Source organism: Pseudomonas moraviensis, from assembly GCF_900105805.1.
In the GTDB taxonomy this organism is placed as follows: domain Bacteria; phylum Pseudomonadota; class Gammaproteobacteria; order Pseudomonadales; family Pseudomonadaceae; genus Aquipseudomonas; species Aquipseudomonas moraviensis_A.
Window position 1 is genome coordinate 5,870,245 of record NZ_LT629788.1, and the last position, 24,460, is coordinate 5,894,704.

Genomic DNA, 24,460 nt, shown 5'->3' on the forward strand with positions numbered 1-24,460 from the left:
GCGTCATGCAGTTGATTGAACATTCCGACTCGCCGCGCTACATCCGCCTGCACGAGCGGGACAACGTTGTAGTGGTGGTCAACGATCAGGGCGTACCGGCCGGTACCGAGTTTGCCGATGGCCTGGTCACCGTGGATTTCGTGCCACAGAGCCACAAGGTCACCCTGGAGGATATTCCCGAGGGCGGCCCGGTGATTCGTTACGGGCAGATCATTGGCTACGCATTGCAGCCGATCCGTCGTGGCAGTTGGGTCAAGGAAGATCAACTGCGCATGCCGACCGCGCCGCCGCTCGACAGCCTGCCGCTGTCCACCGACGTGCCGGCCGCGCAGGCACCGCTGGAAGGCTTCACCTTCGAGGGGTATCGCAACGCCGACGGCACCGTCGGCACGCGCAACATTCTCGGGATTACCACGACCGTACAGTGCGTCACCGGCGTGCTCGATCACGCGGTCAAGCGCATCAAGGAGGAGCTGCTGCCGAAGTACCCGCACGTCGATGACGTGGTGGCGCTGACTCACAGTTATGGCTGCGGCGTGGCGATCACCGCCACCGACGCCTACATCCCGATTCGCACCGTGCGCAATCTGGCGCGCAACCCGAACCTGGGCGGCGAGGCGCTGGTGATCAGTCTGGGCTGCGAGAAATTGCAGGCCGGGCAGGTGATGCACGAGGACGATGCGTCTGTGGATCTCAGCGATCCGTGGCTGTACCGCTTGCAGGACTCCAGTCACGGTTTCACCGAAATGATCGAGCAGATCATGGAACTGGCTGAAGTCCGTTTGAAGAAACTCGACCAGCGCCGCCGCGAAACCGTGCCGGCCTCCGAGCTGATTCTCGGCATGCAGTGCGGCGGCAGTGATGCCTTCTCCGGCATCACCGCCAACCCGGCGCTCGGTTATGCCTCGGACCTGCTGTTGCGCGCGGGGGCGACGGTGATGTTTTCCGAAGTCACCGAAGTGCGCGATGCGATCTACCTGCTGACCTCACGGGCGCAGACGCAGGTCGTCGCCGAAGAGCTGGTGCGGGAAATGGACTGGTACGACCGTTATCTGGCCAAGGGCGAGGCTGATCGCAGTGCCAACACCACGCCGGGCAACAAGAAGGGCGGGTTGTCGAACATTGTCGAGAAGTCACTGGGCTCGATCGTCAAGTCCGGCAGCAGCGCGATCAACGGCGTGCTCGGCCCGGGCGAGCGTTTCAAGCAGAAGGGCCTGATTTTCTGCGCAACGCCGGCCAGCGATTTTGTCTGCGGTACGCTGCAACTGGCGGCGGGGATGAACCTGCACGTGTTCACCACTGGTCGCGGCACGCCTTACGGGCTGGCCATGGCTCCGGTGGTCAAAGTGTCGACCCGCACCGAACTGGCGCAACGCTGGCCGGACCTGATCGACATCGATGCCGGGCGCATTGCTACCGGGCGCGCGACCATCGAAGAACTCGGCTGGGAGCTGTTTCACTATTACCTGGATGTTGCCAGTGGCAAGCAACAGACCTGGGCGGAGAAACACAAGCTGCACAACGACATCACCTTGTTCAACCCGGCGCCGATTACTTGAGGTGGTCGACAATACTCTCCGGGAATAGCCCGGTATTCAGCATTCATAGGTGATGTATAGCGGTGCCGTTTTTCCATTGCTACCACGATTACTGGTTGCCTGTAGCAATGGAAAACGGCTTCTTGAAACGATTGAAATCCAAAGGCTTGTGGATGAAGTAAAAAAGTTTTTCAAGGGTGTATCAGGCCGATCAAGTTAGTGTAGTCCACGTTACATTATCCAAATATAACTCGCCCGCCGTCACGGAACTCAATCCACTAAAGCCAGTGATAAATAGCGAGTCCAAGGTACTTGTTGGTGAGTATTTATATTCGTCACTGTCGATAAAGATAGGGGTGCCGCTCATCCCCACACCATCTCTACATGCCCAAATATAGGCAGTTCCATGTTCGTTTTCGCTCACTGGCTTGACTTTGAAATTAATACTTTTTATCGATTCTCCAAATGAAAGCTTCAATCTGGAGCCAGCGGGCAAAAATAGACTTTTAGCTCCGAAGCCCGGCTCGTCGAGTTTAGCTATCTTCGAATTTGTTTGGGTCGGTTGATGCTCGATAGTGATGTCCAATCCGCTCCTGAATGAAACTTTTTGACCTGTTTCAAAGGATTGGTAATTTTCATTTTCGAAGTTCTCGGTGTGAATGGCTGAAACATCATTGGTGTTTGAAGTGCCTGATGATTGAGTTGACATTGTTGTATCTCCTGTAAGTTATTTTGTTTTACGGGAGTTATTGAGCGCGCACGGCAGAAAGTTCGCCACTGTCAGATCTGACAGTTACGACGAACGGTCGTATAGGGAGCTACCTACGATAATGAGATCTTCTATTAGAGGACCGGTACCGGATGTGGCATTGCCTGCCAAGATGTCCTTGCACACATGTGCCTCCCCGTCGCTTATCATTAGCCCCCTATCGACGCTCACCCAAGGCTCTCCGGCATGCTGGCAATCTTTCTCGAAACCCTGAACATCACCGCGCCGGTGTTTGCCATGCTGTTTCTCGGTGTGCTGCTCAAGCGCATCGACTGGATCAACGACAACTTCATTCACACGGCCTCGTCGCTGGTGTTCAACGTCACGATGCCGGCACTGCTGTTTCTCGGCATCCTCCACGCTGACCTGCACGCCGCGCTGCAACCTTCGCTCCTCATTTACTTTTCCCTGGCCACCCTGGTGAGCTTTGCCGTGGCCTGGGGCTGGGCGATTTTCAAGTGTCCGCGTGAAGATCGCGGCATTTACACCCAGGGCGCGTTTCGCGGCAACAACGGCGTGATCGGTCTGGCGCTCGCCGCGAGCATGTATGGCGATTATGGTATTTCCCTCGGGGCGATTCTCGCGGCGCTGGTGATCCTGTTCTACAACACGCTGTCGACCATTGTGCTGGCGGTGTACAGCCCGGTGATCAAGTCCGATCCGTGGAGTATCTGTAAAAGCGTGTTCAGCAATCCACTGATCATCAGCGTGATTTCTGCCGCGCCGTTCGCCTATTTCAAGATCGGCCTGCCGGGCTGGCTGGAAACCTCCGGCCAGTATCTGGCGCAGACCACTTTGCCGCTGGCGCTGATTTGTATCGGTGGCACGCTGTCACTGGCGGCGCTGCGCAAGAGCGGCAACATGGCGCTCAGCTCCAGTCTGGTGAAGATGGTCGGTCTGCCGATACTGGCAACCCTCGGAGCGTGGTTGTGGGGCTTTCGCGGCGCGGAGTTGGGGATTCTGTTTCTCTACTTCGGTAGTCCGACGGCAGCGGCGAGTTTTGTCATGGCCCGCGCGGCACAGGGCAATCATGAATTGGCGGCGGCGATTATCGTGATGACCACATTGATGGCGGCGATCACCACCAATGTCGGGATCTTCGTGTTGCAGTGGGGTGGGTGGATCTGATCTGGATTTTGCGGTGTTGCTCATGGCCCCATCGCGAGCAGGCTCATTCCTACATTTGGAATGCGTTCCCCTGTAGGAGTGAGCCTGCTCGCGATGGCTATTTCAGCCGCGCCGAATCACTCCGGCTTCTGGTAGCTATCAATCACTTCCTGCGCCGCGCGAAACGCGTCGATCGCCGCCGGCACGCCGGCGTACACCGCGCAATGCAGCAGCGCTTCGCGAATCTCTTCCACTGTGCAGCCATTGTTCAACGCGCCGCGCACGTGGCCCTTCAACTCCTGCGGGCACTTCAATGCAGTCAACGCTGCAAGGGTAATCAGGCTGCGGGTTTTCAGCGACAAGCCTTGGCGATTCCACACGCCGCCCCACGCATGTTCATTGACGAAATCCTGCAACGGCTGGGTAAATTCAGTGGCATTGCCCAGCGCGCGATCAACGAACGCATCGCCCATGACCTGACGACGGATTTCAACCCCGGACTGCTTCGACTCGCTCATGGCACATCTCTCTTGTGGTGTTGGCGACGCCAGGCGCGGATCGACGTGAACGCCAGAAACGTCAGCAGCGCCGGCAGGACATAAAACAGCATCAAGCGCTCGAGCTTGCCGGCCAGCGGCATGCCGGTGGTGAACGACACCACGTGCAGCCCGTAGACAAGATACAAACCCAGCAGCAGCAAGCCTTCAGCCCGGGTCACGCGGTAGCCGGAATAGAACACCGGCAGACACAGCGCGGCGACGCCGAGCATCACCGGCAAGTCGAAATCCAGCGCGTTGGGCGAAACCGAAAGCGGCGCCGGTGCGAGCAACGCGGTCAGCCCCAGCACCCCGAGCAGGTTGAACAGATTGGCGCCGATCACGTTGCCCACGGCAATGTCGCGCTGCCCGCGCAACGCGGCGATCAGCGAGGTTGCCAGTTCCGGCAGCGAAGTGCCGACCGCGACGACCGTCAGGCCGATGACCCGTTCCGACAGCCCAAGGTCGGTGGCCACGGCCACGGCGGCGCCGAGCAGCAACCGACCGGCGAAGACCAGCAGGGTCAGACCAGCGAGAATCATCAGCACACTGATCAGCCAGGATTGCTGCGTTTCCGGCGGCTCTGCGCCATGGGGGCGGGTCGAATGTCGCGACTGGCGGAACAGCAAGCCGAGGTACAGCGCCAGAGCGCCGAGCAAAAGAATGCCGTCGAAGCGTCCGAGGTCTTTGTTCCAGGCGAGGATGAACACCAGCAGGCTGGCGCCGATCATCAGCGGGATATCCAGGCGCACCAGTTGCCGAGACACGCGCAGTGGGATGATCAGCGCCGACAGGCCGAGGGTCACCAGAATGTTGAAGATGCCGCTGCCGACCACGCTGCCGACGGCGATGTCGGGGTTGTGGGTCAGCGCCGCTTGCAGGCTGACGGTCATCTGCGGCGCGCTGCTGCCGAGGGCGACGATGGTCAGGCCGATGATCAGCGGACGCACATGCAGCCGCTCGGCCAGGCGCACGGCGGCCCGCACCATCAGCTCGGCGCCGATGATCAAGAGACACAAGCCGCTGAACAGTTCGATGACGTTGATCAGCGGCAGATCGGCTAGTGCGAAAATGGTCGGCGCTCCATCAGTCGAGGGCCTGCACGCGAACCCGCGCGGTGCCGCTGCGCAGCATGCCGATCTCGTCGGCAGCCTCGCGTGACAGATCGATCAATCGGCCACGGGTGTGTGGGCCACGGTCATTGATGCGGACCACGACCGATTCATCGTTTTTCAGATTGGTGACCTTTACCCGCGTGCCGAACGGCAACTGGCGGTGGGCGGCGGTCAGGGAGTGCTGGTTGAACGCCTCGCCGCTGGCGGTGCGTTTACCGTGGTGTCTGGCTCCGTAATAGGAGGCGACGCCGGTCTGGTCGTAACCGTGCGGGTCGATGGTGTCAGTACTGGCGCAACCGGCCAGCAGGGAGAGCAGGGCGCTGCTCAAAAACAGGCGCTTCATTCAAGGTTTCCCGGATCAAATGTAGGAGTGAGCCTGCTCGCGATAGCGGTTCGACAGTCACTTTTTCAGTGTCTGACATTTCGCTATCGCGAGCAGGCTCACTCCTACAGGGGATGGAGCCAGGCTTTGGATCTGGCTCCATTGTGGTCAGCCTTCGAGCTTGCTTTTCAGCAGTTCGTTCACCTGCTGCGGGTTGGCCTTGCCTTTGGAGGCTTTCATGGCCTGGCCCACGAAGAAGCCGAACATCTTGCCGCGTTTGGCTTCGTCTGCCGCGCGGTACTGTTCGACCTGTTCGGCGTTGGCTGCGAGCATTTCGTCGAGCACCGCGGAGATTGCGCCAGTGTCGGTGACCTGCTTGAGGCCGCGCTTTTCGATGATCTCGTCAGCACTGCCTTCGCCATTGGCCATCGCTTCGAACACCACTTTGGCGATCTTGCCGGAAATGGTGTTGTCCTTGATGCGCTGGAGCATGCCGCCCAGTTGCTCGGCGGACACTGGCGAATCCTCGATGTCCAGGCCCTGCTTGTTGAGCAGGCTGCCCAACTCGACCATCACCCAGTTCGCCGCCAGTTTCGCGTCGCCACCGATGGCCGCGACTTTCTCGAAGTAATCCGCCTGCTCACGGCTGGTGGCCAGCACGTTGGCGTCGTAGGCCGACAGACCGAACTGGCTCTGGAAGCGCTCGCGCTTTTGCGGTGGCAGTTCCGGCAAGGTCGCACGCACTTCACCGAGGAACGACTCTTCGATGACCACCGGCAGCAAGTCCGGATCGGGGAAGTAACGGTAGTCGTTGGCTTCCTCTTTCGAACGCATTGGACGGGTCTCGTCCTTGTTCGGATCGTACAGGCGAGTCTGCTGAATCACTTTGCCGCCGTCTTCGATCAGTTCGATCTGGCGCTGGATTTCGGAGTTGATCGCCTTCTCGATGAAGCGGAACGAGTTGACGTTCTTGATCTCGCAGCGGGTGCCGAATTCGACCTGGCCTTTCGGGCGCACCGAGACGTTGCAGTCGCAACGCAGCGAGCCTTCGGCCATGTTGCCGTCGCAGATGCCCAGATAACGCACGAGTGCGTGAATGGCCTTGACGTAAGCCACGGCTTCCTTGGCGCTGCGCATGTCCGGCTCGGAGACGATTTCCAGCAGCGGCGTGCCGGCACGGTTGAGGTCGATGCCGGTGGCGCCGTTGAACTCTTCGTGCAGGCTCTTGCCGGCGTCTTCTTCCAGGTGCGCGCGGGTAATGCCGACGCGTTTGACCGTGCCGTCTTCCAGGGCGATGTCCAGGTGGCCCTTGCCGACGATCGGCAATTCCATCTGGCTGATCTGGTAGCCCTTCGGCAGGTCTGGATAGAAGTAGTTCTTACGGGCGAACACGTTGTGCTGGCCGATCTCGGCGTCAATCGCCAGACCGAACATCACCGCCATGCGCACCGCTTCCTGGTTGAGCACCGGCAGCACGCCGGGCATGCCCAGGTCGATCAGGCTGGCCTGGGTGTTCGGCTCGGAACCGAAGGTGGTGGAACTACCGGAAAAGATTTTCGACCGGGTGGTGAGCTGAGTGTGAATCTCCAGCCCGATCACGACTTCCCATTGCATGTGTGTCTCCTCAGAAGCCGGTTGGGGTGCGGGTGTGCCAGTCAGTGTTGAGCTGATACTGGTGGGCAACGTTCAACAGGCGGCCTTCCTGGAAATACGGCGCGAGCAACTGCACGCCCACCGGCAGACCGTCGACAAAACCGGCCGGCATCGACAGGCCCGGCAGGCCGGCGAGGTTGGCGGTGATGGTGTAGACGTCTTCCAGATAGGCAGCGACCGGGTCGCTGTTCTTCGCGCCGAGTTTCCACGCCGGGTTCGGTGTGGTCGGGCCGAGGATGATGTCGACTTCATTGAAGGCAGCCATGAAATCGTTTTTCACCAGACGACGGATCTTCTGCGCTTTCAGGTAGTAGGCGTCGTAGTAACCGGCGGACAGCGCGTAGGCACCGACCATGATCCGGCGCTGTACTTCCGCGCCGAAGCCTTCGCCACGGGAGCGCTTGTACAGGTCGATGAGGTTTTCCGGGTTCTCGCAGCGGTGGCCGAAACGCACGCCGTCGAAACGCGACAGGTTGGAGGAGGCTTCTGCCGGGGCGATCACGTAGTACGCGGGAATCGCGTGCTGCATGTTCGGCAGGCTGATTTCCTTGATCACCGCACCGAGCTTCTGCAACTGCTGGATGCTGTTCTGGATCAGCTCGGCGATGCGCGGGTCGAGACCGGCGCTGAAGTATTCCTTCGGCACGCCGATGCGCAGGCCTTGCAGCGAATCACCGAGGCTGGCGGAGTAATCCGGCACCGGCTCATCGATGCTGGTGGAGTCGTTCGGATCGAAGCCGGCCATGCCTTGCAGCAGGATCGCGCAGTCTTCGGCCGTGCGCGCCAACGGACCGCCCTGATCGAGGCTGGAGGCGTAAGCGATCATGCCCCAGCGCGAAACGCGACCGTAGGTCGGCTTCAGGCCGGTGAGGTTGGTGAACGCCGCCGGCTGACGGATCGAGCCGCCGGTGTCGGTTGCGGTGGCTGCTGGCAACAGGCGCGCAGCAACCGCCGCCGCCGAGCCACCGGACGAACCGCCCGGCACATGTTCCAGGTTCCACGGGTTTTTCACCGCGCCGTACCAGCTCGACTCGTTGGCCGAACCCATGGCGAATTCGTCCATGTTGGTCTTGCCCAGGGTCACGGCGCCGGCAGCGGCCAGTTTCGCGACCACGGTGGCGTCGTAGGGCGCCTTGAAGTTGTCGAGCATTTTCGAGCCGCAGCTGGTGCGAATGCCCTGGGTGCAGAACAGATCCTTGTGGGCGATCGGCGCGCCGAGCAGGGCGCCGCTCTCACCGTTGGCCCGGCGTGCGTCGGCGGCTTTCGCCTGCTCGATGGCCAGGTCCTCGGTGAGGCTGATGAAGCTGTTGAGCTGCGGATCGAGCTGGGTAATACGCGCCAGCAGGACTTTGGTCAGCTCTTCGGAGGAAAACTTTTTATCGGCGAGACCGCGGGCGATCTCGGCCAGAGTCATTTGATGCATTGCAGGCTCTTTCCCTTTAGTCGATGACTTTCGGAACCAGATACAGGCCGTTTTCGACCGCTGGTGCGATGGACTGGTAGGCCTCGCGATTATTCGTCTCGGTCACCACGTCGGCGCGCAGGCGCTGACTGGCTTCCAGGGGGTGGGCCAGCGGCTCGATACCGTCGGTATCAACGGCCTGCATTTCGTCGACCAGCCCGAGAATGCTGTTGAGGGCGGAAGTAATGTGCGGAAGATCGGCATCATTGAGGCCAAGGCAGGCCAGGTGCGCGATTTTTTCCACGTCGGAGCGTTCTAGCGCCATCGGGATTCTCCAGTGGAAAACAGAACGGACGGCGTCCGTGTGTTAGATTGTCGGAACACTACCGCACTTCTACGGTCATAAGGCCGCGATTGTGGGGCTTGGTGCACAGAAAAGCGGCCAATTTAACATATTGGCGCCTTGCCCAAAATCCCTGTCGTTGTTAGAGTTTGCCGCACTTTTTTACCCACGCGTTGCCTAGGGTCCCTTTCCCATGTTCAAGAAACTGCGTGGCATGTTTTCCAGCGATCTTTCCATTGACCTGGGCACTGCCAACACCCTTATTTACGTGCGCGAGCGCGGTATCGTCCTGAATGAGCCATCGGTTGTGGCCATTCGGACACACGGTAACCAGAAAAGTGTCGTCGCTGTCGGCACCGAGGCCAAGCGCATGCTCGGCCGTACGCCGGGCAACATTGCTGCCATTCGTCCGATGAAGGATGGCGTAATCGCCGACTTCAGCGTCTGCGAAAAGATGCTGCAGTACTTTATCAACAAGGTTCATGAAAACAGTTTCCTGCAGCCCAGCCCTCGTGTGCTGATCTGCGTTCCATGCAAGTCCACCCAGGTTGAGCGTCGTGCCATCCGTGAATCGGCCCTTGGCGCCGGTGCCCGTGAAGTGTTCCTGATCGAAGAGCCAATGGCTGCTGCGATCGGTGCCGGTCTGCCGGTCGAGGAAGCGCGCGGTTCGATGGTCGTGGACATCGGTGGTGGTACCACTGAAATCGCCCTGATCTCCCTCAACGGTGTGGTTTACGCCGAATCCGTCCGTGTCGGTGGCGACCGTTTCGACGAAGCGATCATCACCTACGTGCGCCGCAACTACGGCAGCCTGATCGGTGAATCCACCGCTGAGCGCATCAAGCAGGAAATCGGTACCGCCTACCCGGGCGGCGAAGTGCGCGAAGTCGATGTTCGCGGTCGCAACCTGGCCGAAGGCGTTCCACGCGCATTCACCCTGAACTCCAACGAAGTGCTCGAGGCTCTGCAAGAGTCGCTGGCGACCATCGTTCAGGCCGTGAAAAGCGCTCTGGAACAATCGCCGCCGGAACTGGCTTCCGACATCGCCGAGCGTGGCCTGGTGCTGACCGGTGGTGGCGCGCTGCTGCGTGACCTCGACAAGTTGCTGGCCCAGGAAACCGGTCTGCCAGTGATCGTTGCCGAAGATCCGTTGACTTGCGTTGCTCGCGGCGGTGGCCGTGCATTGGAAATGATGGATAAGCACACCATGGATCTGCTTTCGAGCGAATAATCAAACGGCGTGAAAGCTACTCAGGGCTGGGAGCCTTCGGCTTTACGCGCGCAATACTGCGTTAAAAACAGGCTCGGAATGCTCATTTACAACCCGTAAACTCCGCTTCCTCGCCTGTTTTTGCCTTGTCTTGCCGTCGCTCGCTACGCTTTCACACCATTTGATGCTTCGAATGTAATACGTGGGTGAACGCACAGGCAGCACTTTGCAGTGCTGCCTGTTGGCGTTTATCTTCTGTCAGTCTTCATCCAGGCCGGTTTGATGCCGTATGAATAAACAGAACATTTGCCTGGGAGGAGCGGCTTATTAAACCGCTTTTCACCAAGGGCCCTTCGTTGGGCGTACGCCTGTTGGTGCTGGCCGTGCTCGCGGTCGCGCTGATGGTGGTCGATGCGCGTTTCGACCTGCTCAAGCCCGCGCGCAAACAAGCGTCGCTGGTGCTCATGGACGCCTACTGGATCACTGACCTGCCCGGCCGCTTGTGGGAAGGGGTCGCCAGCCAGTTCGGCAGCCGCACCGAGCTCGTCGCCGAAAACGAAAAACTCAAGACCGAAAACCTGCTGTTGCAGGGACGCATGCAAAAGCTCGCGGCCCTGACCGAGCAGAACGTTCGGCTGCGCGAGCTGCTCAATTCCTCTGCGCTGGTCAACGAAAAGGTCGAAGTGGCCGAGTTGATCGGCATGGACCCCAACCCCTTCACCCATCGCATCATCATCAACAAAGGCGAGCGCGACGGCGTGGTGCTCGGCCAACCGGTGCTCGATGCACGGGGGCTGATGGGCCAGGTGGTGGAATTGATGCCTTACACCTCGCGTGTCCTGCTGCTGACCGACACCACCCACAGCATTCCGGTGCAGGTGAACCGCAACGGTCTGCGCGCGATTGCCAGTGGCACCGGTAACCCGGAGCGCCTGGAATTGCGTCATGTCGCCGACACGGCGGACATCAAGGAAGGCGATCTGCTGGTCAGTTCCGGTCTCGGCCAGCGTTTCCCGGCCGGTTATCCGGTGGCCACGGTCAAGGAAGTCATCCACGATTCCGGCCAACCGTTTGCCATTGTCCGCGCTGTGCCGACCGCCGCCCTGAACCGCAGCCGCTACCTGCTGCTGGTGTTCAGCGACAGCCGCACCGCAGAGGAACGCGCCAATGACGCCGCCCAGGCCCAGGAACAGCTCGACGCCCACGGTGGCGGCCCGATGTTGCCGGCCAGCGTGCCGAAACCGTTGATCATGCCTGCCACGCCTTCCACCGCTACCGCCGCGCCGGCCGCCGAAGCCGCAGCGCCTGCCGCCACGCCAGCCAAGCCCGCCGCGAGCAAACCGCCCGCTGCCGCGCCGGCCGCGGCCAAGCCACCGGCCGCCAGCAAACCACCGGCGAAACCGCCAGCGACTACCGGGGGACGAGAATAATGGTCGGCGCGAAAAAATCCGCAAACGGCTGGATGATCTGGCTGACCTTCTTCGTCGGCATCCTGCTCAGCGTTTCACCGTTGCCGATCTTCATGGAAATCCTCCGCCCGCTGTGGCTGGCCTTGCTCGTGACCTTTTGGGCGCTGTACATGCCGCACACGGTCGGCATGGTCACCGCGTTCTGTCTGGGGCTGGCCGAAGATGTCCTGCAGGGCGACCTGCTTGGGCAGAACGCGCTGATCCTGACCCTGATCACGTTCCTTGTACTGTCGTTGCAGCAGCGTCTGCGCATGTTCCCGATGTGGCAACAGTGCCTGGTGATCCTGGTGATCTTCGGCCTCGCACAACTGGCGCAACTGTGGCTCAGCGCCTTGACCGGCAATCGCCAACCAACCCTGGCGTTGGTCTTGCCGGCACTGGTCAGTGCCTTGCTCTGGCCGTGGGTCAGCTTCGCCCTGCGCGGGATGTGCCGACGCTACAGAATCTATTGAGCCGGTGAAGCAGGGCACTGAACAGGGAGATGTTTTGATGAAACTGCTTTACCTCGCCTCCGGCTCACCGCGTCGCCGTGAATTGCTCACGCAGGTCGGCGTGCAGTTCTCCGCCATCAGTGCGGATATCGACGAAACCCCGCTTCCTGATGAATCCCCTTCAGCCTATGTCGAACGCCTCGCGCGCGGCAAGGCTGAGGCCGGTCGCCGCTCGGTCGTCTCTGATCGGCCGTTCTGCGTGCTCGGCGCCGACACTGCTGTGGTGTTCGACGGCAAAATTCTTGGCAAACCGGTGGACGAAGCCGATGCATGCGCCATGCTGATGATGTTGTCCGGCAACGAACACGAAGTGCTGACGGCCATCGCCGTGCTCGAAGGCGAGCGTTGCGAGTCGCGGGTGGTGCGCAGTCGGGTGCATTTCCGCACGATCAGCCGCGATGAGGCCGCCGCCTACTGGGCCAGTGGCGAACCGCGTGACAAGGCCGGCGGTTACGGCATTCAGGGCCTCGGTGCGGTGTTTGTCGCCGGGCTCGAAGGCAGCTATTCGGCGGTGGTCGGCCTGCCGTTGTGCGAAACCTGCGAGGTGTTGGGCCATTTCGGCATACCCTGTTGGCAAAACCTGAACACGCCCTGAGCGTCGTACGAATCCAGATGCGGCCACTATCGTGAACATGCCTGAACGAGATCCTGCCATGAGTGAAGAGATTCTGATCAACATCACGCCGATGGAGTCGCGCGTGGCGGTGGTCGAAAACGGTGTGCTGCAAGAAGTCCACGTCGAGCGCACGCAGAAACGCGGGATCGTCGGCAACATCTATAAAGGCAAGATCGTCCGTGTTCTTCCGGGCATGCAGGCGGCATTCGTCGACATCGGTCTGGATCGCGCCGCCTTCATTCACGCCGCTGAAATCTCCCTGCGCGAAGGCCCGGCGGTAGAAAGCATCAGCTCGCTCGTGCATGAAGGCCAGAGTCTGGTGGTGCAGGTCACCAAGGATCCGATCGGTTCCAAAGGTGCGCGCCTGACCACGCAACTGTCGATCCCTTCACGCTACCTGGTGTACATGCCGCGCACCGCTCACGTTGGCATTTCCCTGAAGATCGAAGACGAAGCCGAACGCGAGCGCCTCAAGCAGGTGGTGAGTGATTGCGTGGCCAAAGAAGGCATCAAGGAAGCCGGCGGCTTCATTTTGCGCACCGCCGCTGAAGGCGCAGGCGCTGACGAAATCCTCATGGACATCCGTTACCTGCGCCGGCTCTGGGACCAGATCAATGAGCAGATCAAGACCATCGCCGCGCCAAGCGTGATCTACGAAGACCTCGGCCTGGCCCTGCGCACCCTGCGTGATCTGGTCAATCCGAAGATCGAGAAGATCCGCATAGATTCCCGGGAAACCTTCCAGAAAACCACGCAATTCGTCGCCGAACTGATGCCGGAAATCGCCGATCGTCTGGAGCACTATCCGGGTGAGCGGCCGATCTTCGATCTGTACGGCGTCGAAGACGAAATCCAGCGCGCGCTGGAGCGCAAGGTGCCGCTGAAGTCTGGCGGCTATCTGGTCATCGATCCGGCGGAAGCCATGACCACCATCGACGTCAACACCGGGGCGTTCGTCGGTCACCGCAACCTCGAAGAAACCATTTTCAAGACCAATCTCGAAGCGGCCACCGCGATTGCCCGGCAGATGCGCCTGCGCAATCTCGGCGGGATCATCATCATCGACTTCATCGACATGGAAGATGAAGAGCACCAGCGCCAGGTCCTGCGCACTCTGGAGAAACAGCTGGAGCGCGATCACGCCAAGACCAACATCATCGGTATCACCGAGTTGGGCCTGGTGCAGATGACCCGCAAGCGCACCCGTGAAAGCCTTGAACAGGTGCTGTGCGAACCATGCAGCAGTTGCCAGGGACGCGGCAAACTGAAAACCGCCGAAACCATCTGTTACGAGATTTTCCGCGAGATTCTGCGCGAGGCTCGTGCCTATCAGGCCGAGGGTTACCGGGTACTGGCCAACCAGAAAGTGGTCGATCGCCTGCTCGACGAAGAGTCCGGTAACGTCGCCGAGCTTGAAGGCTTTATCGGTCGCACCATACGCTTCCAGGTGGAAACCATGTATTCCCAGGAACAATATGACGTGGTGCTGCTCTGAAGCGCTGCAACACCTTTCATTCAACGCGGCTGGCCTCAGCTTTTCGCAGTTTTTTTGCCATGGGAGCCAACTGACATGGAGCGTCTGACACGCATACTGGCCGCACTCACCCGCTGGGGGCTGGGCCTGTGCGCGTTGGTTCTGGTGTTGATGGCGCTATACGTCAGCCTCGGCCGCGAGCTGACGCCACTGGTGGCCGAATACCGCGCCGACATCGAAGACAAGGCCAGTGCCGCCCTCGGCATGCCCTTGCAGATCGGTGAGCTGGAAGGCAACTGGAGCGGTTTCGCGCCGATCCTGCTGGCCCATGACGTGATGGTCGGCGACGGTGCCAACGCACTGCGCCTTGATCGCGTGCGGGTAGTGCCGGATCTGTGGGCCAGTGTGTTGGCTCGCGAAGTGCGCCTCGCGCATATCGAACTCAATGGTCTGAAGATCAGCCTCAAGGAAGCCGAAGACGGCACCTGGGCGCTGGAAGGCTTGCCGGTGCAGAAGGATCAACCGTTAGATGCGGCGCAACTGTTCCAGCGCTCGCAGATGATCAGGCAATTGTCGGTGCTCGACAGCCAGGTGACCCTGCAACCACTCGATCACCCGCCCATGACGCTCACCTATGTCGGCCTCAATCTGCGCACCGGCGCAAGCCGTCAGCGGCTCGACGCGCGTCTGACCTTGCCCGATGGCCAGCCCGTTGCGCTGAGCCTGCGCAGCCAGCTTCGTCCCGATCAATGGCAGAACAGCGCCATCGAGGGTTACGCCAGCCTGCCGCAGAGCGACTGGTCGAAGTGGCTGCCCGAGCGGCTGACCCAGCAATGGAATTTTTCCGAGATCAAGGCCGGCGGCGAACTCTGGGTCGATTGGGCCGAAGGCGCATTGCAGAGCGCCGCGTTGCGCTTGAATGCGCCGCAAGTGACGGGCGCCTACGCCGAGCGCAAGCCAATCCAGATCAACAATCTGGCGCTCAACGCCTACTACCGCAACAGCGCCGAGGGCGTGAACGTCACCCTCGATTCACTGGCGATGAGCTTTGGCGAAACCCGCTGGGAATCCCGCGTGCAGATACAGCAGACCCGCGCCAGCGCCAAGGCTGAAGAGCTCTGGCATTTGCAGGCGGATCGCCTCGATCTGACCCCGATTACGCCGCTGCTCAATGCGCTGGGCCCTTTGCCGCAGAGTCTTGCCACGGTGGTTGAACGCTTGAAAGTGACCGGCGGCCTGCGCAATGTTCTGATGGATTTCCGTCCGACTGCCACCGACGGCAACAAATTCGGCTTTGCCGCCAACCTCGACAACGTCGGTTTTGACGCCTACCACGGCGCTCCGGCGGCGCGAAATGTCAGCGGCAGCCTCAGCGGCAATCTCGACGGCGGCGAGTTGCGCCTCGACAGCAAGGATTTCGTCCTGCACCTCGATCCGATTTTCGCCAAGCCATGGCAATACCTGCAGGCCAATGCGCGCCTGACCTGGAAACTCGACAAGGATGGCTTCACCCTGATCGCGCCGTATCTGAAGGTGTTGGGCGAGGAGGGCAAGATTGCCGGCGACTTCCTCATCCGCCTGCACTTCGACCATAGCCAGGAAGACTACATGGACCTGCGCGTCGGTCTGGTCGACGGCGACGGTCGCTATACCGCCAAATACCTGCCGGCCGTGTTGAGCCCAGCGCTTGATGAATGGCTGCGCACGGCGATCCTCAACGGTGCGGTGGATCAGGGCTTCTTCCAGTATCAGGGTTCGCTGAACAAGAACGCCGGTGAGGCTGACCGCAGCATCAGTCTGTTCTTCAAAGTGCACGACGCCGAACTGGCCTTTCAGCCGGGGTGGCCACATGTGAGCAAGGTCAGTGGCGATGTGTTCATCGAAGACAGCGGCGTGCGCATCTGGGCCAGCAAAGGCCAGTTGCTCGACACGCAGGTCAGCGATGTCTTCGTCAATATTCCTCATGTACCGGCCGGACAGAATTCGCATCTGTTGCTTGATGGCGCATTTGCCGGTGGCCTGGGCGATGGCTTGAAGATCCTCCAGGACGCGCCGATCGGCACTGGCGAGACCTTTGCCGGTTGGGAAGGCGCGGGCGATCTCAACGGCAAGCTCAAGCTCGATATTCCGCTGGCCAAGGGCGAGCAGCCGAAAATCCTCGTCGACTTCAAAACCGCCAATGCGCGGCTGAAACTGGCCGAGCCGAAGCTGGAACTGAGCCAGCTCAAGGGCGATTTCCGCTTCGACAGCAACAAAGGCCTCAGCGGTCAGAACATTTCTGCGCGGGCCTTCGACAAACCGGTCACTGCGCAGATCTTCGCGGATGGCAGCCCCAACCAGATCAAGACTCGGGTGGCGGCGTCGGGGCAGGTCGAAGTCAAAAAGCTTACCGACTGGCTGGGCGTCACCCAACCGTTGCCGGTGTCCGGGACCCTGCCTTATCAGTTGCAGCTGAATCTTTCCGGGGCCGACAGCCAGTTGATGGTCAGCTCCAGCCTCAAGGGCGTGGCGGTGGATCTGCCGGCGCCTTTCGGCATGGCCGCCGATGTCGGGCGGGACACGGTGTTCCGCATGACTCTGCAAGGTCAGGAGCGGCGCTACTGGGTCAACTACGACCAATTGGCCAATTTCACCTTCGCCGCGCCACCGAGCAATTTCGCCGATGGCCGTGGCGAGCTGTTTCTCGGCACGGGCGAAGCCGTCCTGCCGGGCGCCAAAGGCCTGCGGATTCGCGGCGTGCTGTCGGAGCTGGACGTGGCGCCGTGGCAGGATCTGGCCAATAAATACGCCGGGCAGGATCCTGGCGGTAGCGCCAAGCAACTGCTCAGCAGCGCTGACATCAAGGTCGGCAAACTGACTGCGTTCGGCACCACACTGGATCAGGCCTCGGTGCAGATCAATCGCAAGCCCGGCGCATGGAATCTCGCTCTCGACAGCCAGCAGGCCAAGGGCAGCGCCAGTCTGCCGGACGCCAAAGGCGTGCCGATCGCGGTGAATCTGCAGTACGTGAAACTGCCGGCGCCGGACCCGGCCGTGCAGGCTGACGAAAACGCGCCGGATCCACTGGCCTCTGTCGACCCGACAAAAATTCCGGCGCTGGATATCACCCTTAACCAACTGTTCCTCGGTCCCGATCTGGTCGGTGGCTGGTCGCTGAAAGTAAGGCCGACCGCCAAAGGCATCGCCCTGAACAACCTCGACATGGGGCTCAAAGGCATCCTTCTGCAAGGCAACGGCGGCTGGGAAGGCACGCCGGGTTCGACCAGCAGCTGGTACAAGGGCCGCATTGGCGGCAAGAACCTGGCTGACGTGCTCAAGGGCTGGGGCTTCGCGCCGAGCGTGACCAGCGAAGAATTCCACATGGACGTCGACGGCCGTTGGCCGGGCTCGCCGGCGTGGCTGGCGACCAAGCGTTTCTCCGGCACCCTCGACGCCTCGCTGAACAAGGGCCAGTTTGTCGAGGTCGAGGGCGGCGCTCAGGCGTTGCGGGTGTTCGGCCTGCTCAACTTCAACTCGATTGGCCGGCGTTTGCGTCTGGATTTCTCCGACCTGTTCGGCAAAGGCTTGAGCTACGACCGGGTCAAGGGTTTGCTGGTGGCGAACAATGGCGTCTACGTCACCCGTGAGCCGATTCGCCTGACCGGGCCTTCGAGCAACCTCGAGCTGGACGGCACGCTGGATCTGGTTGACGACAAGGTCGATGCGAAATTGCTGGTGACCTTGCCGGTGACCAACAATCTGCCGATTGCTGCGCTGATCGTCGGCGCACCGGCGGTAGGCGGCGCGCTATTTCTCATCGACAAACTGATCGGTGACCGCGTGGCGCGCTTCGCCAGCGTCAAGTACACCGTCAAAGGCCCATGGAAAGAGCCGAAAATCACCTTCGACAAGCCTTTTTAACTAGCAGACACTAGCCCCGTAGGAGCTGCCGAAGGCTGCAATCTCTTGATCTTGTTGTTGAAGATCAAGATCAAGATCAAGAGATCGTCCGATCGCGGCCCGAGCCTTCGGCAGCTCCTACACAGTTCTGCGTAAATTCCGAGGAGCGGCCATGTCTTTAGCGGTGATTCAAATGGTCAGCCAGAGCGACGTGCTGGCCAACCTGGCCCAGGCCCGACGCCTGCTTGAACAGGCAGCCGCCGGCGGGGCGAAACTCGCGGTGCTGCCGGAAAACTTCGCCGCCATGGGCCGTCGCGACGTGGCCGATATCGGCCGCGCCGAGGCTTTGGGCGAAGGGCCGATCCTGCCCTGGTTGAAACAGACCGCCCGCGACCTCACCTTATGGATAGTCGCCGGTACATTGCCGTTGCCACCGCTGGGCCAACCCACGGCCAAAGCCAATGCCTGCTCGCTGTTGGTCGATGATCACGGCGAGATCGTCGCGCGTTATGACAAGCTGCATCTGTTCGATGTCGATGTCGCCGACAATCGTGGCCGGTATCGTGAATCCGATGACTATGCTTATGGCGGTGGCGTGGTGGTGGCGGATACACCGGTAGGCCGCGTCGGTCTGAGCGTGTGTTACGACTTGCGCTTCCCAGAGTTGTACAGCGAATTGCGCGCCGCCGGTGCCGAGTTGATTACTGCACCGTCGGCGTTTACTGCCGTGACCGGCGCCGCGCATTGGGATGTGCTGATCCGTGCACGGGCCATCGAAACACAATGTTATGTGCTGGCGGCAGCACAGGGCGGCACCCATCCGGGGCCTCGGGAAACCTTCGGGCATGCGGCGATTGTCGACCCGTGGGGACGCGTGCTGTCCCAGCAGGATCAAGGCGAGGCGGTGTTGCTGGCCGCCCGCGACAGCGATGAACAAGCGTCCATCCGGGCGCGCATGCCGGTGACGCGTCATCGGCGGTTTTTCTCGCAGGGCGCCCAGCGGCCTGCTTCAGAACACGAATTTAAGGCGTAAACCTATGAGCGAGTTGTTGTCCTCAGTCAGTGATCACCTGTTGGCACCCGGCGGTGTCACGATCGAGAGCCTGCAAGGCGTGCTCGGCGATCTGGCCGGGCCGGGCATCGATGCCGCCGACCTGTATTTCCAGGGCCAGATCTCCGAGTCGTGGGCGCTGGAAGACGGCATCGTCAAGGAAGGCAGCTTCAACCTCGACCAAGGTGTCGGCGTACGTGCGCAGTCCGGTGAAAAAACCGGATTTGCCTACAGCAATGCGATCACCCTCGAAGCCCTCGGCGCCGCGGCCCGTGCCGCACGCTCGATCTCCCGCGCCGGGCAGAATGGCACCGTGCAGGCGTTCACCAGCCAGGACGTCGCGCAACTGTATGCACCGGATAACCCGCTGGAAGTGCTCAGCCGCGCGGAAAAAGTCGAATTGCTCAAACGCATCGACGTCGCCACCCGCGCACTCGATCCACGCATTCAGCAGGTCAGCGTGAGCATGGCCGGCGTCTGGGAGCGGATTCTGGTTGCCTCCACCGACGGTGGTCTGGCCGCTGATGTGCGCCCATTGGTGCGCTTCAATGTCAGTGTCATCGTTGAACAGAATGGCCGGCGCGAGCGCGGCGGGCATGGCGGCGGCGGGCGTACCGATTACCGCTACTTCCTCGCCGAAGACCGCGCCATGGGCTATGCCCGCGAAGCACTGCGTCAGGCACTGGTCAATCTGGAAGCGATTCCGGCGCCGGCCGGTACCTTGCCGGTGGTGCTCGGTTCCGGCTGGTCCGGCGTGCTGCTGCACGAAGCGGTCGGCCATGGTCTGGAAGGCGATTTCAACCGCAAGGGCAGCTCCGCCTACAGCGGGCGCATGGGCGAAATGGTTGCTTCCAAACTCTGCACCATCGTCGATGACGGCACCTTGAGCGGCCGTCGCGGTTCACTGAGCGTCGACGACGAAGGCACGCCGACCGAGTGCACCACGCTGATCGAAAACGGCGTGCTCAAGGGCTACATGCAAGACAAGCTCAACGCGCGGCTGATGGGCGTGGCGCGTACCGGTAACGGTCGCCGCGAATCCTATGCGCATCTGCCGATGCCGCGCATGACCAACACCTACATGCTCGGTGGCGAAAGCGATCCGGCGGAAATCATCGCCTCGGTGAAGAAGGGCATCTATTGCGCCAACCTCGGCGGCGGTCAGGTCGACATCACCAGCGGCAAGTTCGTGTTCTCCACCAGCGAGGCGTATCTGATCGAGGACGGCAAGATCACCGCGCCGGTCAAAGGCGCGACGTTGATCGGCAACGGCCCAGAGGCGATGAGCCGGGTGTCGATGGTCGGTAACGATCTGGCGCTGGACAGCGGTGTGGGCACGTGCGGCAAGGATGGGCAGTCGGTGCCGGTGGGTGTCGGCCAGCCAACGCTGAAAATCGATGCGATCACCGTGGGTGGCACGGGCGCATAAGAACGGTGGGGCTTTCGGGTGGCGCGCAGGACGGCCACCCGGTGGCGATGATCAACGCAGGCCGCGTTGAGTCTCGTCCAGCTCCCGAATGTATTTGAAGATCTTGCGGCTCGAAGCTGGGGGTTTGTTTTGCGCAACCTCATGCTGGGCCTGACGGATCAGGGAACGCAATTGCTGGCGATCGGCGTCCGGGTACTCGACGACGAATTTCTCCAGCACGGCGTCATCGCCCGCGATCAGGCGGTCACGCCAGCGTTCCAGATTATGGAAACGCTCGTTGTACTGGCGAGTGGAGGCATCGAGTTGATCGAGCAGAATCAGAATCGCGTCAGTGTCCTGATCGCGCATCAGTTTGCCGATGAACTGCAAATGCCGTTTACGCGCGATGTTCGCGGTGTGCTTGGGCGCATCGGCCAGTGCCCGGCGCAGAGCGTCGGTCAAGGGCAGTTTGGCGACCAGATCAGGCTTGAGTGTGGTCAGGCGCTCGCCGAGGTCAACCAGCGCATGCAGCTCGCGTTTGACCTGAGATTTGCTTTTTTCTCCCGTATCGAGGGAGTCGTCGTAAGAATCAACCATGGTGGCAGTCCGCAAAGAAACGCCGCCATGATAACCAGTCGGGGGCCGCTTGTCCGGCCCGGTCGCTCGATGACCCCAGCCGAAAGCAGAATTTGAGTGGAGATGAGCATGAGTGCAGTTCAAAGCGTCGGCCCGCAGGCATTGCCGGCACTGCAAGAACAGGTCGAGCAGATCATCGCCGAAGCCAAGCGCCAGGGCGCCAGCGCCTGTGAAGTCGCGGTGTCGCTGGAGCAGGGCCTGTCGACCTCGGTGCGTCAGCGCGAGGTCGAAACCGTTGAGTTCAATCGTGATCAGGGTTTTGGCATCACCCTGTACGTTGGCCAGCGCAAAGGCTCGGCCAGCACCTCGGCCACTGGCCCTGAGGCGATCCGTGAAACGGTCGCAGCTGCGCTGGCCATCGCCAGACACACTTCCGAAGATGAAGCCTCGGGCCTCGCCGATGCGGCACTGATGGCCAGGGATGTGCAGGATTTCGACCTGTTCCACGAGTGGGACATCACCCCGGAGCAAGCCATCGAGAAGGCTCTGCTCTGCGAGGCTGCGGCTTTCGACGCCGATGCGCGGATCAAGAACGCCGACGGCACCACCCTCAGCACCCATCAGGGTTGCCGCGTTTACGGCAACAGCCACGGTTTTATCGGCGGTTACGCGTCGACCCGGCACAGCCTGAGTTGCGTGATGATCGCTGAAGCCGACGGCCAGATGCAGCGTGATTACTGGTACGACGTCAATCGCCAGGGCAGCCTGCTCGCCGATCCGGTGAGCATCGGCCAGCGTGCCGCGCAGCGGGCGGCCAGCCGTCTGGGCGCGCGTCCGGTGCCGACCTGCGAAGTGCCGGTGCTGTTTTCCGCGGAGCTGGCGGGCGGCCTGTTCGGCAGTTTCCTCTCGGCAGTGTCCGGTGGCAGCCTGTATCGCAAATCGTCGTTTCTCGAAGGCACGCTGGGGCAGAAGCTGTTCCCGGAATGGCTGACCATCGATGAGCGTCCGCATCTGATGCGCGCGATGGGCAGTGCGTCCTACGACGGTGACGGCCTGGCGACTTACGCTAAACCGTTCGTCGAGAAGGGCGAGTTGGTCTCGTACATCCTCGGTACGTACTCCGGGCGCAAACTGGGCATGCCAAGCACCGCCAACGCGGGCGGTGTGCACAATCTTTTCGTCACCTATGGCGATGAGGATCAGGCAGCGCTGTTGAAACGCATGGGCCGAGGACTGCTGGTTACCGAGTTGATGGGCCATGGCTTGAACATGGTCACTGGCGACTACTCGCGCGGGGCGGCGGGTTTCTGGGTGGAGAACGGGGAGATCCAGTTCGCCGTGCAGGAAGTGACCATCGCCGGCAACATGCGCGACATGTTCAAGCAGATTGTTGCGGTGGGTAACGACCTGGAGCTGCGCAGCAACATCCGCACCGGTTCGGTATTGATCGAGCGGATGACCGTCGCCGGCAGCTAAACCGCGATTCCGCCCATTCAAAAAGGCGCGCCATCCGTTCTGGATGGCGCGCCTTTTTTATTCGCTTCGCCACAAATTCCTTGTGGGAGCGAGCCTGCTCGCGAAAGCGGTGGACCGGATAATACATCCCAACCGGGCAGAAGCATTCGCGAGCAGGCCCGCTCCCACAAATGGGCAGCGCAAACTCGATCGCTTGTGTTGGTTCTCATTATCATCTAATAATGAATCTCATCTCCGAAAGAGTTCCGGATCATGAGTTCTGCCTTGCACGAGCAGCCCTACCTCGAAAGCTGGCGCTGGATGAGCCGCCAAATCCGTTGCGCACTGGATCCTGACGAACCGCGCCTGATCGAACATTACCTCGCCGAAGGGCGCTATCTGTCCTGTTGCACAGCCACTTCGCCCTGGACCGTCGCCGAAACGTCTTTCCGTCTGCTGCTCGACACGGCCAGCGACACCGCGTTGCCGTGGCACTGGCGCAGCGTCTGTCTCGATCAAGCCTGGCGCCCGTTGCGTGACATGGAGCGCCTGTCGCTGTGCCAATGCCGCCTGCAGCGCTGGCAACGCTACACCTGGCAGCTCGCCACTTGCGAGTTGCAACCGTCGATTCCTCTTATTGATTTGCTGCAAGGACATTCGAATGACCAAGACACGTATTGAGCGCGACAGCATGGGCGAGCTGCAGGTGCCGGTCGACGCGCTCTATGGCGCGCAGACCCAGCGCGCAGTGGACAACTTCCCGATCAGCGGCAAGCCGATGCCGACGCAATTCATCCGCGCGCTGATTCTCGCCAAAGCCGCCGCGGCCCGGGCCAATGTTGAGCTGAACCAGATCAGCGTGGCCCAGGGCAAAGCCATCAGCGATGCCGCGCAAGGTCTGCTCGAAGGCGATTTCATGCAGCATTTTCCGGTGGATATCTTCCAGACCGGTTCCGGCACCAGCTCGAACATGAACGCCAACGAAGTGATCGCCACGCTGGCCAGCCGCATGCTCGGTGAGCCGGTCAATGCCAACGATCACGTCAACTGCGGGCAGAGCAGCAACGACATCATCCCGACCACCATTCACGTCAGCGCCGCGCTGGCGCTGCATGAACAATTGCTGCCGGCGCTGTTGCATCTGGTCCAGGTCATCGAGCGCAAGGCCGGACAGGTGCATCATCACGTCAAAACCGGACGCACCCATCTGATGGACGCGATGCCGGTGCGCATGAGTCAGGTGCTCAACGGCTGGGCGCAGCAGCTCAAGGCCAACGTCGCACATCTGCAGGATTTGTTGCCGAGCCTGCAATCCCTGGCGCAGGGCGGCACCGCGGTGGGTACCGGGATCAACGCGCATCCGGAGTTCGCCGCGCGATTCAGTCGGCATCTGAGCCAATTGACCGACGTGCAATTCACTCCGGGCAAGGACCTGTTCGCTTTGATCGGCTCGCAGGACACCGCCGTCGCTGTCTCCGGCCAACTCAAGGTCACCGCCGTGTCGCTGATGAAAATCGCCAATGACCTGCGCTGGATGAACTCCGGCCCGCTGGCCGGCCTCGGCGAAATCGAACTCGAAGCGCTGCAGCCGGGCTCGTCGATCATGCCCGGCAAGGTCAACCCGGTGATCCCGGAAGCCACCGCCATGGTCGCCGCGCAAGTGATCGGCAACGACTCGGTGATCACCGTGGCCGGGCAATCGGGCAACTTCGAACTGAACGTGATGCTGCCGATCATCGCGCACAACCTGCTGAGCAGCATCGAACTGCTGGCCAATTCCAGTCGCCTGCTCGGTGACAAGGCGATTGCCAGCTTCAAGGTCAACGAATCGCGGTTGCAAGAAGCGTTGTCGCGCAACCCGATTCTGGTCACCGCCCTCAACCCCATCATCGGCTACCAGAGAGCCGCAGACATCGCCAAGCAGGCCTACCGGGAAAGCCGCGCGGTGATTGACGTTGCCCTGGAACACACCGACCTGTCGCGCAGCCAGCTGGAAGAGTTGCTCAACCCCGAGAAGCTCACCGCCGGCGGCGTGTAAACCCCGCA

At 61.2% G+C, this 24,460-nt stretch carries 21 protein-coding genes; 13 read left to right on the forward strand and 8 right to left on the reverse strand.

The window, feature by feature from the left end; translation table 11 throughout:
- Positions 1 to 5 precede the first annotated feature (5 nt).
- Positions 6 to 1,559 (forward strand): galactarate dehydratase, encoded by a 1,554-nt coding sequence (garD, locus tag BLU71_RS26175; RefSeq protein WP_083354218.1) that lies wholly within the window; start codon positions 6 to 8, stop codon positions 1,557 to 1,559.
- Between the two features lie 190 nt (positions 1,560 to 1,749).
- On the opposite strand, the gene BLU71_RS27405 is transcribed toward garD, so the two are convergent.
- Positions 1,750 to 2,247, reverse strand: coding sequence for a hypothetical protein (locus tag BLU71_RS27405; protein ID WP_156889247.1), 498 nt, complete (start codon positions 2,245 to 2,247; stop codon positions 1,750 to 1,752).
- Positions 2,248 to 2,493: 246 nt separating this feature from the next.
- Between BLU71_RS27405 and BLU71_RS26180 the strand changes: the two genes are divergently transcribed.
- Positions 2,494 to 3,435, forward strand: coding sequence for an AEC family transporter (locus tag BLU71_RS26180; RefSeq protein ID WP_042608778.1), 942 nt, complete (start codon positions 2,494 to 2,496; stop codon positions 3,433 to 3,435).
- Between the two features lie 116 nt (positions 3,436 to 3,551).
- Here the strand turns inward: BLU71_RS26180 and BLU71_RS26185 are convergent, their stop codons facing one another.
- From BLU71_RS26185 to gatC, 6 genes are all read right to left on the reverse strand, one after another.
- Entirely contained in the window at positions 3,552 to 3,932 is a 381-nt protein-coding gene (locus BLU71_RS26185) for a carboxymuconolactone decarboxylase family protein (protein ID WP_065615782.1), read from the reverse strand.
- Positions 3,929 to 4,939: a calcium/sodium antiporter gene (locus BLU71_RS26190; protein WP_064364547.1), complete on the reverse strand. Its 1,011-nt coding sequence runs from the start codon at positions 4,937 to 4,939 to the stop codon at positions 3,929 to 3,931. The genes BLU71_RS26185 and BLU71_RS26190 overlap by 4 nt, the downstream gene beginning before the upstream one ends.
- 97 nt (positions 4,940 to 5,036) lie before the next feature.
- The gene (locus tag BLU71_RS26195; RefSeq protein WP_042608775.1) at positions 5,037 to 5,408 is read right to left on the reverse strand and encodes a septal ring lytic transglycosylase RlpA family protein; all 372 of its coding nucleotides are present in this window, start codon (positions 5,406 to 5,408) and stop codon (positions 5,037 to 5,039) included.
- Positions 5,409 to 5,555: 147 nt separating this feature from the next.
- Positions 5,556 to 7,001 (reverse strand): Asp-tRNA(Asn)/Glu-tRNA(Gln) amidotransferase subunit GatB, encoded by a 1,446-nt coding sequence (gene gatB / locus BLU71_RS26200; RefSeq protein WP_016771702.1) that lies wholly within the window; start codon positions 6,999 to 7,001, stop codon positions 5,556 to 5,558.
- Between the two features lie 10 nt (positions 7,002 to 7,011).
- On the reverse strand, positions 7,012 to 8,463 hold the full coding sequence (gatA, locus tag BLU71_RS26205) for an Asp-tRNA(Asn)/Glu-tRNA(Gln) amidotransferase subunit GatA (protein ID WP_042608774.1): 1,452 nt from the start codon (positions 8,461 to 8,463) through the stop codon (positions 7,012 to 7,014).
- Between the two features lie 16 nt (positions 8,464 to 8,479).
- Positions 8,480 to 8,767: an Asp-tRNA(Asn)/Glu-tRNA(Gln) amidotransferase subunit GatC gene (gene gatC / locus BLU71_RS26210; RefSeq protein WP_024011606.1), complete on the reverse strand. Its 288-nt coding sequence runs from the start codon at positions 8,765 to 8,767 to the stop codon at positions 8,480 to 8,482.
- 211 nt (positions 8,768 to 8,978) lie between these two features.
- Between gatC and mreB the strand changes: the two genes are divergently transcribed.
- The 8 genes from mreB (at position 8,979) to tldD (ending at position 20,404) form a co-directional block, all read left to right on the forward strand.
- A complete protein-coding gene (gene mreB, locus BLU71_RS26215) occupies positions 8,979 to 10,016 on the forward strand; it encodes a rod shape-determining protein MreB (protein WP_002555108.1) in 1,038 nt (345 codons plus the stop codon).
- Positions 10,017 to 10,321: 305 nt separating this feature from the next.
- Positions 10,322 to 11,425 carry a rod shape-determining protein MreC gene (mreC, locus tag BLU71_RS26220; RefSeq protein WP_080902498.1) on the forward strand — a complete coding sequence of 368 codons (1,104 nt, stop codon included), beginning with the start codon at positions 10,322 to 10,324 and terminating at the stop codon, positions 11,423 to 11,425.
- Positions 11,425 to 11,916, forward strand: a complete 492-nt coding sequence (gene mreD, locus BLU71_RS26225) for a rod shape-determining protein MreD (RefSeq protein ID WP_042608773.1) — start codon at positions 11,425 to 11,427, stop codon at positions 11,914 to 11,916. Before mreC ends, mreD begins: the two co-directional genes overlap by 1 nt.
- Before the next feature lie 37 nt (positions 11,917 to 11,953).
- Positions 11,954 to 12,550 carry a Maf family protein gene (locus BLU71_RS26230; protein ID WP_083354219.1) on the forward strand — a complete coding sequence of 199 codons (597 nt, stop codon included), beginning with the start codon at positions 11,954 to 11,956 and terminating at the stop codon, positions 12,548 to 12,550.
- A gap of 58 nt (positions 12,551 to 12,608) precedes the next feature.
- Positions 12,609 to 14,066 (forward strand): ribonuclease G, encoded by a 1,458-nt coding sequence (gene rng, locus BLU71_RS26235; RefSeq protein WP_016771696.1) that lies wholly within the window; start codon positions 12,609 to 12,611, stop codon positions 14,064 to 14,066.
- A gap of 75 nt (positions 14,067 to 14,141) precedes the next feature.
- A complete protein-coding gene (locus tag BLU71_RS26240) occupies positions 14,142 to 17,945 on the forward strand; it encodes a YhdP family protein (RefSeq protein ID WP_083354220.1) in 3,804 nt (1,267 codons plus the stop codon).
- 151 nt (positions 17,946 to 18,096) lie between these two features.
- Complete coding sequence (locus BLU71_RS26245) at positions 18,097 to 18,957, forward strand: carbon-nitrogen hydrolase family protein (protein ID WP_083354221.1); 861 nt, start codon at positions 18,097 to 18,099, stop codon at positions 18,955 to 18,957.
- A gap of 4 nt (positions 18,958 to 18,961) precedes the next feature.
- A complete protein-coding gene (gene tldD, locus BLU71_RS26250; protein ID WP_016771693.1) occupies positions 18,962 to 20,404 on the forward strand; it encodes a metalloprotease TldD in 1,443 nt (480 codons plus the stop codon).
- 51 nt (positions 20,405 to 20,455) lie between these two features.
- Here the strand turns inward: tldD and yjgA are convergent, their stop codons facing one another.
- Positions 20,456 to 20,980, reverse strand: a complete 525-nt coding sequence (gene yjgA / locus BLU71_RS26255) for a ribosome biogenesis factor YjgA (protein ID WP_042608768.1) — start codon at positions 20,978 to 20,980, stop codon at positions 20,456 to 20,458.
- A gap of 108 nt (positions 20,981 to 21,088) precedes the next feature.
- Here yjgA and pmbA point away from each other — a divergent pair, with 108 nt between their 5' ends.
- The 3 genes from pmbA to BLU71_RS26270 all read left to right on the forward strand — a co-directional run bounded on the left by pmbA (position 21,089) and on the right by BLU71_RS26270 (position 24,452).
- A complete protein-coding gene (pmbA, locus tag BLU71_RS26260; RefSeq protein ID WP_083354222.1) occupies positions 21,089 to 22,435 on the forward strand; it encodes a metalloprotease PmbA in 1,347 nt (448 codons plus the stop codon).
- Between the two features lie 252 nt (positions 22,436 to 22,687).
- Positions 22,688 to 23,095, forward strand: coding sequence for a hypothetical protein (locus tag BLU71_RS26265; RefSeq protein ID WP_042608766.1), 408 nt, complete (start codon positions 22,688 to 22,690; stop codon positions 23,093 to 23,095).
- On the forward strand, positions 23,076 to 24,452 hold the full coding sequence (locus tag BLU71_RS26270) for a class II fumarate hydratase (protein WP_083354223.1): 1,377 nt from the start codon (positions 23,076 to 23,078) through the stop codon (positions 24,450 to 24,452). Before BLU71_RS26265 ends, BLU71_RS26270 begins: the two co-directional genes overlap by 20 nt.
- Positions 24,453 to 24,460: the final 8 nt, after the last annotated feature.